Here is a 15,274-nt window from a genome sequence, read left to right as displayed (position 1 = left end):
AGAATTAAAACGCGTAAGTTAATCCTACTCCTAAAGTTTGTTTAAACTGCAGCTTAGGACCTTCCATAACCTGCACACCATCCCTCATCACTTTATTCTTTACATTATCATCATAAATCATATACGTTCCTACATTAGCACGTACATAATCATTAACCTTAAGGTCTAACTTCATTTCAAACATGACATTTACATTACCAAAGTTGTTTAGATAATCACTATACAAAGTTAGTTTATGTTGATAAAACATATTTTTAAATATCTCTCTCTTCCATTCACTACTCAATAAAAAACCTATTTCTGCTTTATGATTAGATCCACGTCTAATAATATTACCTAAGTCATCTTTCTCTGCTTTAGTCACACCGAATGCTCCTTGATCTGCTAATGTCTGATCTAAAACGAATGTTGCTTTATGCGTTAATGGTGAAATATAAAACTTCATCTCTGTCTTAGGATCTATATACTCCGCTCCGACCCCGACGAATAAGTATGCAGGCGCAAACCAAGCTGATACAGGATTATCAGTGTCAGGATAATTATATCCGTTGGTAAACTGCGTTTTAAAGTTTAGCTTCGCTACATAATACCAATCAGAAATTGCAGAAGACTTATACCCAAAAGCAGAGTTTAATTCTAATACATCATCTGTCTTACGAGATTCTCTTCCAGACTGCTTATTAAGCCCATATCTCACATTTAAAGTATTCTCCCACAATAAACGCCCCTTAATATACTTACGTCCAAATTCTCCTTTTAAAAGCCCTGAAATAGAGTTATCTCCCCCAGCACTCCAATTGACAAAAGCAATCTGATTAAAGTCTAACCCTAAGCGGTTTTCTTTTTCCCAATAGCCAATTATTTCATTGTTAATAGGTAAAAGGCTTAAATTTATATTAGGATTATAATTGGTCTTTATCTTATTCATTTTAGGTTTCTTTCTCTCTACATACACTGCAGGTTTTAAGAAAGGCTCTCCTCTATCATTCTTATCGTATATAATCGTCCCTCCACTATAATCTTTATATGGAATCACTCCCATCAATGGATTATATGGGTTCTCTTCTATACGCAAAGTATCTTTCTTTACATTTTGAACATTCTTATTTTCTGGTTGTTTACTTTCTGTCGTTTCTTGTCCATACGTCTGTAAACAACTCCCTAATACAACTAAACCAAGTAAACCTTTCTTAATCTTTCCCAAAACTTAATTCTTTATTATTGCAACTATACTTTCTATATCTATTCCACATAACTGTTGTTGTTCTAACACAGTTGCATGTTCTATAAATGTATCTTTTATTCCTAATATTTCTACCGCAATATGAGGATAATACTTGGTAACAAACTGGCTTACTATACTACCAAAACCTCCTATTACAGTTCCATCTTCTAATGTCACTATCCTTTCATGCTCCTGACAGATACGATGTAATACCTCCTCATTCAATGGTTTTACAAACATAAAGTGATAATGTGACCACTCAGTACCATCACAAGACTCCATTGCTCTAACTACATTATTACCAATAGTTCCTGTAGATATAAATGCAAATTTATTTCCTTTTTTGATTTGAGAAACACTTCCTACATTAATTTTCTCAAATGGCAATTTCCAAGAATATTCAATAACGCCTTTCCCTCTAGGATAACGTATTGCTATCGGATGGTTTAGACCTAACTGAGCTGTGTATAATAAATTGCGCAACTCTAACTCATTTAAAGGTGCTGCAATAATCATATTAGGAATACAATTTAAATAAGCAATATCATACACCCCTTGATGTGTCGCTCCATCCTCACCCACTAATCCAGCTCTATCTAAACAAAATATCACAGGAAGATTCTGTAAAGCCACATCGTGAATAACTTGATCATAGGCACGCTGTAAAAAAGTAGAATATATCGCACAGAACGGTATTAGACCTTCTGTAGCCATACCTGCAGCTAATGTCACTGCATGCTGTTCTGCTATCCCTACATCTATTGCTCTATCTGGATAAGCGTCCATCATAAACTTCAATGAACTACCTGTAGGCATCGCAGGAGTAATACCTACAATCTTCTTATTAGCATCAGCAAGCTCAACTAAAGTTAATCCAAAAACATCTTGGAACTTAGAAGGGAACTCATTCTCTTTCTTAGGTATTAACTCTCCTGTGTCTTTATTAAACTTACCAGGAGCATGGTATTTTACCTGATCTTCTTCCGCTTGTTTCAACCCTTTCCCTTTTGTTGTAATAACATGTAGAAACTTAGGGCCTTTTATATTCTTTAATCTTTCGAGTTCTTTTATCAATCTAGGCAAATCATGACCATCTACTGGTCCGTGATAATCAAAGTTCAAAGACTTAATCATATTATTTGCACGTGGATTACTTCCATCCTTCACCGATGTCAAATAGTCTTTTAATGCACCTACACTAGGATCTATACCTATAGCATTATCATTAAGCACCACTAGCATATTAGTATCTGTCACCCCTGCATGATTTAATCCTTCAAAGGCCATTCCAGATGCAATAGACGCATCACCTACAACAGCAATATGACATCTATCTTCTTCCCCTTTTAACTTAGCTGCGATAGCCATACCTAAAATAGCAGAAATAGCAGTAGACGAATGCCCTACTCCAAAAGCATCATAAACACTCTCCTCTCTCAAAGGAAATCCACTGATACCTCCTTTTTGTCTATTGGTGTGAAATACTTGTTGTCTACCAGTAAGTAGTTTATGTCCATAGGCCTGATGCCCAACATCCCATACCAAATTATCACTAGGAGTATCAAATACATAATGTAGCGCAATGGTCAATTCCACTACACCCAAGCTTGCTCCTAGATGCCCTTCTTTACTAGCAACTATATCAATAATAAATTCTCTCAACTCCACAGCTAATCCTTTCAATTCTTCAATTGTAAGTTTCTTTAAGTCAGCTGGAGTATTAATATGTTTAAGTAAGTTTTTAGACATTCTAAATAAAATAAAAACAAAATTACAATTTTGTTTTTACTTTTGAGTTTGCATTTATGTTAACACAAAAGAATGGATACTTTTTTCAATGATGAATATTTTATGCGCATTGCTTTAAGCGAAGCAAAAGAAGCGTATGATAAGGGAGAAATTCCCGTAGGAGCAATCGTAGTTGCCAATAACCAAATTATAGCTAAAAGTCATAATTTGACAGAGCTATTACACGATGTAACTGCTCATGCAGAAATACAAGCAATCTCTTCTGCTGCTAATTACTTAAACGCTAAATATTTGAAAAACTGCACTTTATTCGTAACTTTAGAACCTTGCCAGATGTGTGCAGGAGCCCTTTATTGGAGTCAAATAACCAAAATTGTTTATGGTGCATCTGATGATAAAAGAGGATATAAAGCCATAGGAGGACAACTTCACCCTAGAACGGAAGTAGTCTCAGGTGTTCTTGAACAAGAATGCACTGCTTTAATGAAATCGTTTTTTGAAAATAAAAGAAAATAAAAAATTGCTTATAACTATGAAATTCAGAAATCTACTTATCCTCATCTGTTGTGCATTTATAGCGCTCCAGTCTTGTAAAAAGAACGGAAATCTAAATGTCAACTTATCCAACCCTAAGCTTTTTAGTGAATATATACTGGCTTTTACAGCAGGTGTTATCTCTACTAAAGATCCTATCGATATCAGTATTCCTAAAAACTGGAAAAACTGGGCTCCTAATGAAGAGTTAGATAGTGACCTATTTACAATCACTCCAGCTGTAAAAGGAAAAGTAGTCTACTTACCTACAGACGTGATCCGTTTTATCCCATCTGAGCGATTAAAACAAGATCAGAGGTATAATATTACTTTTCATTTAGACAAAGTTACAGAGACAGAAGATGCCCTAAAGAACTTCTCTTTTATGGTGATGACTGTACCTCAGACATTCCATACACAGTTATTAGACCTTCAGAGCGTATCAGATACAGAATATGTACTTAATGGCGTACTGACTACAAGTGATTGGTTAACTACTGCTGATGCTAAAAAAGTATTAACTGCAGTACAAGAAAAAAAGAACTTAGATCTAAAATTTGATAGTGATGATAAAACTGAAGCTAAAGAATTTAAGTTCACAATCAATAAGATTAAGAGAAATCCTTCAGAATCATCTATTGATATTATTATCAATGGTAAACCTGTAAATAACGCGGCTAAAAGCACTGAAGTACACACGGTACCTCAACAGAATTACTTTGATCACTTTAAAGTTGAACCTGTAGCTGATGACGCACAAGCTTTTTGGATTAACTTTTCGAACCCTCTTAAGAAGAATCAAGACTTTAATGGTTTAATAGACTTAGAGAATAACGATGCAAAACTAACTTTCTCAACAGATGGAAACGTATTAAAGGTATTTGCAGACAAACCGTTACAAGACAAAATTAATATTAGAATCAGTTCAGGTATTGAAGATAACAAAGGAAATAAAACGCTGACTACAGAAGTAGTAGAGCTAAACTTCGGTATTCCTAAACCTGATGTACAACTGATCAACAGTGGTACAATATTACCTAGCTCAGAAAATTTAAAAATAAACTTTAGAGCTACTACACTAAAAGCTGTAGATGTAAAAGTTTACAAAATATACGAAAACAATATTCTTCAATTCTTACAAGAGAATAATATAGATGGGAAATACAGCCTTAACAGAGTGGCTGATCCTATCGCAAAAACTACGATTAAACTGACAAATGCGAATCCTAAAGCATTAATGCAGTACAATACTTATGCCTTAGACTTATCTACTCTTATTAGTCCTGATCCAGGAGCGATATACAGAGTGGAGTTCTCTTTTGATCGTTCGTATTCATTATATGGGTGTGCTGAGAGTCAAGACAGCGAGACTACAGATGAGGATATAGAAGAAAATACAGATGAGGAACTAAATCAAGATGATGAGTATTATGATGATGATTACTACTATTACTATAACTGGAGTGAGAAAGATGACCCATGTTCTCAATCTTACTACTACTATCACGAGAAAGCAGCTACTAATGTATTAGCTACTGACTTAGGTGTAATCATTAAAGGTGGTAATAATAATATCTATACAACAATTGTTACGAATCTGATTACAACAGATCCTGTTGCGGCAGCGACAGTAGAATTCTATACGTATAGACAACAATTAATTACTTCTGCTAAGACTGATACTAACGGTATTCTTATTGTTAACCTAGAGAAAAAGAAACCTGCCTTTGCTATTATAAAAGATGATAGAAATACAACTTATGTAAAAATAGATGAGGCAAACTCTCTATCTATGAGTAACTATGATGTAGATGGTACTACGTTACAAAAAGGTATCAATGGATATATCTATACTGAAAGAGGAGTATGGAGACCAGGAGACAACATTTACCTAGATTTCATTCTTGATGATCTAGCTAATCCTCTACCTGCTAACCACCCGATCAAACTAACTTTCTCTGATCCTTACGGGAAAGTAGTAGATCAGATAGTACAGAAAAAGAATGCTAATAATCACTATGCTTATGTCTTAAAAACAAACCCTGAATCTCTTACAGGGAATTGGCAGGCAGTTGTAAGTGTAGGAGGTGCTAAATTTTACAAGCAAATTAAAATAGAAACGATAAAACCGAATCGTTTAAAGATTAAAAACACAATCGAAGGCAAAACTGTTTACAGCAATAGTAACAGTGCTAGAGTCGACTATAACGTACAGTGGTTACAAGGAAGTGTTGCTAAAAACTTAAAAGCTGAAGTAACCTTAAAGTTACTTCCTCAAACAACAACTTTCTCTAACTATAAAACATATTCGTTTAGTAACAGCTTGAGTTCTTATGGTTCTCAAGAGATAAATGCTTTCTCAGGATCAACAGACTTTGAAGGTGACTTTTCATTTTCTGTTAATCTAAATAATATACCAGAAAACACAGGAATGCTAAAAGCAATCTTTACTTCTAAGGTATACGAGAACGGAGGTGATGTATCTACTGATGTATCTACAGCTACGATCTCTCCATACAATACCTATGTAGGGATAAAGGCACCTGATGCTAATAAATACGGATATTATCAAACAGACGAACCACTTAAATTCTCTTTTGTAACTTTGAATGCACAAGGGGCTCCGAAGTCTCATGATATCAACGTAACTGTTTATAGAAAAAAAGGGTATTGGTGGTGGAGCTCTAATAACAACGGAGCTTCTAGCTACAGTAGTTCAGACTACTACTCTGTGTATAAAGATGCGGTAGATTACACGACATCTTCTAACGGTACAGCTACTATGTCTCTGACTATTCCAGAACAGGATTGGGGTACTTATGAGATTGTAGCGCGTGATAAATACGGTAAACATATTGCCTCTTCTGTGGTATATGTAGACTACCCTTATTGGTCTGGTAAAACCAAACATTCACAAGGAAAAGAAGCTACAGTATTAGCCCTAGCTACAGATAAAAAAGATTATAATACAGGAGAGAAGATAAAACTATCTTTCCCATCTAGTGAAGGTGGTAGAGCATTAATCTCTATAGAGAATGGATCTACTGTATTAGAGACACATTGGGTGAAAACTCAAAAAGGAGAAACGACATTCGAAATCGCTACTACAGAAGCGATGTCGCCTAATGTATATATCAATGTATCTGCTATACAGCCACATGCTTCTACGTTAAATAACTCTCCTATACGTATGTATGGAGTAGCTCCTATCAATGTATACAATAAGAAAACTAAGCTAGAGCCTGTTCTGACTATACCTGACAAACTAAAGCCTGAACAAGAATTCACTGTTCAAGTAAAAGAAAAGGCAGGTCAAAAAATGACTTATACTATAGCGATAGTAGAGGACGGTCTACTAGATCTAACACGTTTTAAGACTCCTAACCCTTGGGATAACTTCTATAGCAAAACTGCTCTAGGTGTGCGTACCTGGGATATCTACGACAACGTTATTGGAGCTTATGGTGGTGCTATTAATCAAGTATTCAGCATAGGGGGAGATGAAGACCTTGGAGCTGGTCAAGTGAAGAAAGCAAATAGGTTTAAACCGGTTGTTATCCACTTAGGACCATTCGTTCTTGATGGAGGCAAAACTGGAACTCATAAAGTAAAACTACCTAAGTACATAGGATCAGTTCGTACGATGGTAGTTGCTTCTAATGTAGCTACTAAAGCATACGGAAGTGTAGAGAAAACGGTCAAAGTAAACAACCCTCTGATGATATTAGGTTCTCTTCCTAGAAGAGCTGTACCAGGAGAGAAAGTAACGCTACCGATCACAGTATTCGCTATGGAAAGTCATGTGAAAAATGTAACTGTAAAAGTAAAAACAGATGACAAGTTTAAGATTCAGAATAATGCTACACAGGAAATAACATTCAGTGAACCTGACGAAAAAGTAGTGTACTGTGACCTAGAAGTACAACAAAAAACAGGTATTTCTAAGATAGAAATAGAAGCTATATCTGGTAAAGAGAGAGCTACTTATGTAGTAGAGTTAGATGTACTAAATCCTAATCCTGTCACTGTGAAGACAGAAGATATCGTATTAGAACCAAACAGTACAAATAAAATCGAATGGGAGAAGTTTGGAGTGACAGGTAGTAATAAAGCTACTCTAGAGCTATCTACTTTCCCTGGTATTAATCTAACATCTAGATTAAACTTCTTGATTAAATATCCTCACGGATGTAGTGAGCAGGTGACTTCTGGAGTATTCCCTCAGATCTTCTTAGAAGACTTAGTTTATGTAAGTAAGAGCAAAAAAGAAAGTCTACAGCGCAATATCAACGAAGGGTTAAAGACATTAGCTCAACGTCAGATGGCAGATGGTAGCTTTAGATACTGGAGCAGTGATTCTTATTCTGATGACTGGACTACTTCATACATCTTACACTTCTTAATCGAAGCTGAGAAAAGAGGCTATGCCTTACCTATTGGAAGTAAAGCTAATGCAATTGCTTATCAACAAAAAGCAGTAAGATCATGGTCATACAGCAGTCGTTATAACAATGATATTGCGCAGGCTTATAGATTATACACATTAGCACTAGCAGGTAATGCTGACTTAGCCTCTATGAACAGACTAAGAGAAACTACAGGTATTTCTGCTGATACGAAGTTACGTCTAGCAGCAGCCTATGCTTTAGCGGGGCAAAAAGAAGCTGCTAATAAACTAATAGCAAGCTCACCTATTATAGAGAATAATCAATCTCAGTATTACTATTATGGTTCTTATGAGAGAAGATTAGCTATGGCATTAGAAACACTTATTCTGACTAAATCGAATAATAAGTTAATGCATGAATACGCTAACACATTGGCAAAAAGATTAGGTTCTAATACATGGATGAGTACACAGAGTACAGCATTCGGACTAAACGTAATCTCAGCTTATGTAAAGAATAATAAATCAAAAGAAGGTATCAATGTAGACTTCACAAATAACGGAACGACTACAAATGCTACGACAAAAAACAATATGTATGAGTATGACTTTAAAACGATATCTTCTACTAATGAAGTTAGTTTAGTCAATAAGAACACCTCTACTGTTTATGCTCGTGTGGCTTATAGTGGTATCCTTCCTGTAGGAAAAGAATTGACAGACGAAAGTAATATCAGTATTCGCACCTCGTTTAGAGATGCAAGTCAGCAAGTAATTAACCCTACTCAGTTGAGCCAAGGAACAGAGTTCTCTGCTTATATTACGATTACGAATACTACTGTTAACAGCATTGATAATGTAGCATTGACACAGATTATCCCATCTGGATGGGAGATTGTAAACCTGAGATACACAGATGCTGGTGAAGTGAGTAATCCTGTACAACACACAGATATCAGAGATGACCGTTCTAACTTCTACTTAAGTCTTAATCCAAGAGAGACAAAGACATTAAGAGTAGTATTAAATGCATCTTACCTAGGTAAGTATTATATGCCAGGAGTCTATGCAGAAGCGATGTATGACAATTCATACAGATGCCGTACAGCAGGACAATGGATAGAAGTAGTAAAATAATAAATTGACAATCATTAAATAAATACAGGGAAACAAAATTCCCTGTATTTTTATTTTATATGAAATTGAAACCTAACTTGAATTGGAAAACATGGTCTTTAAAGAGAAAAGTGATGACGATCATCGCTTTTATTCTCTTAGTACTCTATTACTTTTCGCTACCTAGCGAATTGTTTACTAAGCCCTATTCCACCGTAATAGAAAGTAATGATAATAAACTTCTCGGTGCACAGATAGCCACTGATGGACAATGGCGTTTTCCAGAAGTAGACTCTGTACCTTATAAGTTTAAGGAGTGTATTATTGCCTTCGAAGACGAATACTTTTACTATCACTGGGGAGTTAACCCCGTGTCAATGATAAAAGCCTTTAGAGCTAATCTTCAGTCTGACAAGGTAGTCAGAGGAGGAAGTACACTTACACAGCAGACTATTCGTCTATCTAGAGATGGTAAGAAACGAAGCTATTCAGAGAAACTTATTGAAGCGATACAAGCTACTCGCCTAGAGTTTAAGTATAGTAAGGATAGAATATTAAGCCTATACGCATCGCATGCCCCTTTTGGAGGTAATGTGGTAGGTATAGAAGTAGCTGCTTGGCGTTATTTTGGGACAACACCAGAACAGTTATCTTGGGCAGAAAGCGCTACATTAGCAGTGTTACCAAACGCTCCAAGCTTAATATACCCAGGAAAAAACCAAGAAACATTACTTAAAAAAAGAAATGCCTTACTGAAAAAGTTACTAGACAAAGGCACTTTTGATGAGAGCACCTATCTACTAGCATTAGAAGAGCCTCTACCTCAGAAGCCTCATGAGCTACCTCAGATAGCACCTCACCTATTACAGTATGTAGCTAAGACAAATAGTCAAGAGAGAAATCATACTACGATAGACTATAATATTCAACAACGTGTCAATGATATCGTGAAGGGGTATTATTTTAATTATAGTCAAACAGAAATCTATAATATGGCTGTTATCGTCATAGATGTAGAAACACGTGATATCATCAGCTATGTAGGAAATACCCCTACTACAGTACAACATAAAAAAGATGTAGACATCATCCATGCACAGCGCAGTACAGCGAGTATCATTAAACCCTTCTTGTACGCGAGTATGCTAGATGATGCAGAACTCCTACCCAAAACATTAGCTGCTGATATACCTGTAGTGATATCGGGCTATAAACCTGAGAACTTTAATAGCTCTTATGAAGGAGCAGTACCAGCAGACGAAGCCTTATTTAGATCACTAAATATTCCTTTTGTATTAATGCTTCAGAAATATGGTATCTATAGATTCTATAATCAATTGCAAAACTTGGGCTTTAAATCTATTTCTAAACACCCTAATCACTATGGTCTATCCCTGATATTAGGAGGAGCGGAGAGCAATCTATGGGAGATAACGAAAGCATATACAGGACTAGCTTCTACCCTTAACTATTACAATAGAACAAAAGGTCAATATAGAAGCAACGAAATACAAGACTTAAACTGGAATAAAAACATTCAGCTTGACTTTGGACAGGATAGCAAAGAGAAAGCACATCTTGGCGCAGGAGCTATTTACAACACTTTTAAAGCACTTACACAAGTTAATCGACCAGAAGGAGATGAAGCATGGAGATACTATGACTCATCGCTTAAAATAGCTTGGAAGACAGGTACAAGCTTTGGAGGTAGAGATGCATGGGCAGTCGGTGTTAATAAAAAGTATGTAGTAGGCATCTGGGTAGGGAATGCCTCAGGAGAAGGTCGTCCATCTATCAGTGGAGTGCGTATGGCTGGTCCTATACTATTTGACGTATTTAATTTATTACCACGTACGAGCTGGTTTGAACAACCGTTAAACGACATGGAAGAGATAGAAGTATGTACCCAATCAGGATACCTAGCTGGCCCATACTGTGACAAGAGAACAGAACTAGTACCTTATCGTGCTAAAAAGACGGAGCTATGCCCTTATCACAAACTTGTTCACCTAGATCAGTCAATGAGCTATCAGGTCAACAGTATGTGTGAACCCATTGACAATATCATGAATCAACCTTGGTTCATCTTACCTCCGACTATGGCTCACTTCTATAAGCGACATCACAGTGATTATAAAGACCTTCCTCCTTATAGACCAGACTGTATAGATTATAGCACACAGAATACGACAGAGTTTATCTATCCTAAGCACAATGATCTAATCTATCTAACTAAAGACTTCTATTCTAATGTGCAGCCCTTTATAGCTAAAGCAGCAACCAGCAACCCTGCTAAAACACTATACTGGTACCTAGATGAAGAATACTTAGGCGAGACCTCATTATTTCATGAGCAAGCTATACAGGCAGATCCAGGCATACACTATTTAACCATAGTAGATGCTGATGGAAATACTAAAACGATTCAAATCACATTAGAACTCAGTAGCCCTAAATAAAATAGAGGAGCTAAACATAGCTCCTCTACTCATCACTCGCACTCAAAACAGCTTCTCTTCTTCTTTTTCTATTTTATATCTGTATGCTTATTCAGGATGATAAAAATTTCTAAATCATACGAGTAAACGACAAACACTTATAGTAAAACCTTTTATATGACTAAATTACTTTTTTAAGAGTTTAAAAAATTATACAAAGCAAATCATAAGATAGAAAACACCACAAATAAACTACTAATAATAAACACAATAGCTAGAAAGCAAACATTCTTCTACACTCACTGACATAAATTATTATTTAAAAAACTATACCTTATAAGTATAACACTGGTATTAAAAAAGACAAAAAGTGACTTCACCCAGTTTTACATCACTTTTTTAAGAAAAGAATATTTGATTATTAAAAGGCTAGTGTCCCATAAAAAGGTTAGAAACAAAAAAACCACTAATCTCCGACTAGTGGTTTTTTTGTTATTCTGAAAGTTCATTTCCTTTATCATCTAAGAAATGGTATTCTAGATACGTGTAAGCGTCACGTGGAATTACTTTAACCCATTTTTTAAACTCTAAGTACCACTTAGCTCTAATAGATGGAATTCCTTTAGTTAAATAAGCAGCAACGAATGGATGCGTATTTAAGATAATTTTTTTCGACTTATCTTTCGAAATAATATTTTCTAGGTCAGCCTTTATTTTGTCAATAACAAGAATAGGAGCTTCGATTTCACCGTGTTCATTCGGATCTTCCTCTCTTGTTTCAATATTAACTTCAGGTCTAACACGTTGTCTAGTGATTTGAATTAATCCAAATTTACTAGGAGGCAAGATCTTGTGTTTTGCTTTATCATCACTCATTTCTTCTTTTAAGAAGTCGTATAGTGTCTTTCTATTCTCTGGATTTCCCATATCAATAAAATCTACTACGATAATTCCACCCATATCTCTTAATCTAAGCTGTCTAGCTATCTCAGCTGCAGCGATAAGGTTAACTTCAAGGGCAGTGTCTTCTTGAGACTGAGCTTTGTTTGAGCGATTTCCACTGTTTACATCTATGACGTGTAACGCCTCTGTATGTTCTATGATTAAATAAGCTCCCTTACTCATAGAAACAGTTCTACCAAAAGAAGTCTTGATCTGACGTTCGATATTATACTTTTCGAAAATCGGAACTTCTAATGATTGATAGTGCTTCACAATAGAAACTTTCGAAGGAGCTATCTCTTGCAAATAGTCTTTCGTTTGGTAATACATATCTTCATCATCAGTCATGATACCCGTGAAAGTATCATTAAACACATCCCTAAGAATAGATGATGCTTTATTAACCTCTCCTAATACTTTAGAAGGATGATGAGCTACGCTTAATTTTTTGCACATATTGTTCCAGCGAGTCATTAGGTTCTGCAGATCTTTTTCGATCTCAGCTACCTTCATTCCCTCTGCCACAGTACGTACTATTACTCCAAATCCCTTTGGTTTGATTGTTTGAAGAAGTTTCTTTAGACGTTCTTTTTCTTCTTTAGATTCTATCTTTTGAGAAATAGAGATTCTATTAGAGAAAGGAACTAAGACTACATAACGTCCTGCTATAGAAAGTTCAGAACTAATACGAGGTCCTTTAGTAGAAATAGGTTCTTTAACAATCTGAACTAATAAAGACTGATTAGCACTTAATACATCACTAACCACTCCATCTTTATCAATTTCTTCCTCAAAAGGAAAGTTCTTTAAGGAGTAATCTTTTAATTTACCTCCGCTTACAAGTTTAGTGAACTTCAGTAAAGTTCGAAGATTAGGACCTAGATCATGGTAATGCAAGAAAGCATCCTTCTCAAAGCCTACGTGAACGAATGCAGCATTAAGTCCTGCTACAGGTTTTCTAATCTTAGCGATAAAGATATCGCCAACTTGAAAACCATCATCTTCACTCTCTTCTCTCTCCCTGTGTAGTTCAATTAGTTTTCCATCTTTTAATAAGGCAAAATCTACTGTATCAGAATTCGACCTAACAATTAGCTCTTTATTCACACTGTACATTTTTATCCATACTCATCCATTACGATGTCTAAAAGACCAAATGAGTTTGTATAGATGGATTAAACATTAATACAGATATTTCTATCTGGAAAACTTACCTTTTGCAAGGCAAGTTTTTTCAGTATCTTTTTTCTACTAAAAGAAAAAAGTAGTTTTAAACTACTTTTTCTTTTTGTGACGGTTAGCTCTCGCTCTTTTTTTACGTTTGTGCGTCGCTACCTTATGTCTTTTTCTTTTTTTACCACTTGGCATAATGTGTGTAATTTAGAGATTAATAAATTATTTTACTTTTACTTCTGTGTTTGACTTTACGCCTTCTACAAACACCTTAGCTGGTTTGAATGCTGGGATATTGTGTGCAGGGATTCTGATAGTTGTGTTTTTAGAGATATTTCTTCCTGTTTTCTCAGCTCTAGTTTTAATAATAAAACTACCGAAACCTCTTAAATAAACATTTTCACCAGCTTCTAAAGATCCTTTTACTTCTTCCATAAAAGATTCTACTGTTGCCTGTACTTCACCTTTTTCAAGCCCTAATTTTTCTGAAATTTTAGCTACAATGTCTGCTTTCGTCATTTTAGATATAAATTATTTTGTTGTTGTCTGATATTTTTAGAGTGTGCAAATATATTAATTTATATCCCAATAATTCAACCTTAATTGATTAAAATTTAAATATATAAAGTTTTAAGTTTGCGTTCAATACTTTTTACAATGATTTTTTCTAATAAACTCATTACTTGGTACTTAGAAAACAAACGTTTTTTACCTTGGAGAGAAACTAAAAACCCTTACGCCATTTGGTTATCAGAAATAATACTGCAACAAACGCGAGTAGCGCAAGGTTTGCCCTATTTTGAAGCCTTTTTAACCACTTATCCTACTGTAAAAGATCTAGCAGATGCACCCGAAGATGATGTAATGCGCTTATGGCAAGGACTTGGCTACTACAGTAGAGCTAGAAACCTTCATGCAACAGCAAAAAAGGTAGCCTATGAACTAAATGGAGTATTTCCTCCTAATTATAAAGAACTACTTACATTAAAAGGTATAGGAGAATATACTGCTGCTGCCATAGCCTCTATCGCTTATGATGAAGTAGTACCTGTAGTAGACGGCAATGTATTCAGAGTATTATCACGTGTATACGGTATCACTTCTGATATCTCTACCAATACTACTAAGAAAGAATTTCAAGCACTAGCTGCTACTCTAATTCCTCAGCATGACCCTGCGACCTTTAATCAAGCGATCATGGACTTCGGTGCGATACAATGTACCCCGAAGAGTCCTGACTGTCCATCATGCCCTTATATTAAAGAGTGTGTAGCCTATCAGACTAATCAGGTGGCTGTACTCCCTATCAAACTAAGCAAGGTAAAGGTAAAAAAACGCTATTTAGACTTTATCATCTTCATTGATAAAGATGGTAATACTCATATAGAACAACGCACAGCTAAAGATATCTGGCAACAGCTATACCAATTTCCAGTATTCGACAGTTTCACTCATCATGTAAAAGACATAGACTCTGCACTGAGAGAGCGATACGACACCTTATATATAAAGGAGATAAAACAACTGACGACTGACGCTATCACACACCAGCTATCACATCAGAAGTTACACATCAAGTTCTGGTGCGTACAAATAGAAGCAACACCTTCTGTACAAACGAGTTGGGAGGATTTAAATAAATTTGGTTTTCCGATTGTAATTCATAACTTTATTACATCCTTAGATTTAAAAACACTAATATCCTAACAC

At 35.5% G+C, this 15,274-nt stretch carries 8 protein-coding genes; 4 read left to right on the top strand and 4 right to left on the bottom strand.

Annotation, left to right across the window (positions count from 1 at the left end; translation table 11 throughout):
• Window positions 1–4 precede the first annotated feature (4 nt).
• Both RT228_RS09255 and RT228_RS09250 read right to left on the bottom strand, forming a co-directional pair.
• On the bottom strand, window positions 5–1,204 hold the full coding sequence (locus RT228_RS09255; protein WP_025125404.1) for a DUF3078 domain-containing protein: 1,200 nt from the start codon (window positions 1,202–1,204) through the stop codon (window positions 5–7).
• 3 nt (window positions 1,205–1,207) lie between these two features.
• A complete protein-coding gene (locus RT228_RS09250) occupies window positions 1,208–2,974 on the bottom strand; it encodes a 1-deoxy-D-xylulose-5-phosphate synthase (RefSeq protein WP_313138604.1) in 1,767 nt (588 codons plus the stop codon).
• 72 nt (window positions 2,975–3,046) lie between these two features.
• Between RT228_RS09250 and RT228_RS09245 the strand changes: the two genes are divergently transcribed.
• Genes RT228_RS09245 through pbpC form a run of 3 tightly spaced genes read left to right on the top strand, consistent with a single transcriptional unit; the run spans window position 3,047 to window position 11,470 of the window.
• Window positions 3,047–3,490: a nucleoside deaminase gene (locus RT228_RS09245; RefSeq protein ID WP_006257394.1), complete on the top strand. Its 444-nt coding sequence runs from the start codon at window positions 3,047–3,049 to the stop codon at window positions 3,488–3,490.
• A gap of 16 nt (window positions 3,491–3,506) precedes the next feature.
• Window positions 3,507–9,032: an MG2 domain-containing protein gene (locus RT228_RS09240; protein ID WP_313138603.1), complete on the top strand. Its 5,526-nt coding sequence runs from the start codon at window positions 3,507–3,509 to the stop codon at window positions 9,030–9,032.
• A 59-nt stretch (window positions 9,033–9,091) separates the two neighbouring features.
• Window positions 9,092–11,470: a penicillin-binding protein 1C gene (gene pbpC / locus RT228_RS09235; RefSeq protein ID WP_006262781.1), complete on the top strand. Its 2,379-nt coding sequence runs from the start codon at window positions 9,092–9,094 to the stop codon at window positions 11,468–11,470.
• Between the two features lie 471 nt (window positions 11,471–11,941).
• On the opposite strand, the gene RT228_RS09230 is transcribed toward pbpC, so the two are convergent.
• Window positions 11,942–13,498 (bottom strand): ribonuclease E/G, encoded by a 1,557-nt coding sequence (locus RT228_RS09230; RefSeq protein WP_006257397.1) that lies wholly within the window; start codon window positions 13,496–13,498, stop codon window positions 11,942–11,944.
• Between the two features lie 288 nt (window positions 13,499–13,786).
• Complete coding sequence (locus tag RT228_RS09225; protein WP_006257401.1) at window positions 13,787–14,083, bottom strand: HU family DNA-binding protein; 297 nt, start codon at window positions 14,081–14,083, stop codon at window positions 13,787–13,789.
• A gap of 117 nt (window positions 14,084–14,200) precedes the next feature.
• Between RT228_RS09225 and mutY the strand changes: the two genes are divergently transcribed.
• Window positions 14,201–15,271 carry an A/G-specific adenine glycosylase gene (gene mutY, locus RT228_RS09220; RefSeq protein ID WP_313138602.1) on the top strand — a complete coding sequence of 357 codons (1,071 nt, stop codon included), beginning with the start codon at window positions 14,201–14,203 and terminating at the stop codon, window positions 15,269–15,271.
• The last annotated feature ends 3 nt before the right edge of the window (window positions 15,272–15,274 follow it).

This window comes from Myroides sp. (assembly GCF_032073645.1).
Taxonomy (GTDB): domain Bacteria; phylum Bacteroidota; class Bacteroidia; order Flavobacteriales; family Flavobacteriaceae; genus Flavobacterium; species Flavobacterium odoratimimum.
Note: the sequence above shows the minus strand (reverse complement) of the source record. Positions and strands in the feature narration are given on the sequence as shown.

What these genes read in the sequence shown, in the direction of transcription:
- RT228_RS09245 (WP_006257394.1), top strand. Translation starts at nt 3,047, where the DNA reads ATGGATACTTTTTTCAATGATGAATATTTTATGCGCATTGCTTTAAGC.
- RT228_RS09250 (WP_313138604.1), bottom strand. Translation starts at nt 2,974, where the DNA reads ATGTCTAAAAACTTACTTAAACATATTAATACTCCAGCTGACTTAAAG.
- RT228_RS09225 (WP_006257401.1), bottom strand. Translation starts at nt 14,083, where the DNA reads ATGACGAAAGCAGACATTGTAGCTAAAATTTCAGAAAAATTAGGGCTT.
- pbpC (WP_006262781.1), top strand. Translation starts at nt 9,092, where the DNA reads ATGAAATTGAAACCTAACTTGAATTGGAAAACATGGTCTTTAAAGAGA.
- RT228_RS09240 (WP_313138603.1), top strand. Translation starts at nt 3,507, where the DNA reads ATGAAATTCAGAAATCTACTTATCCTCATCTGTTGTGCATTTATAGCG.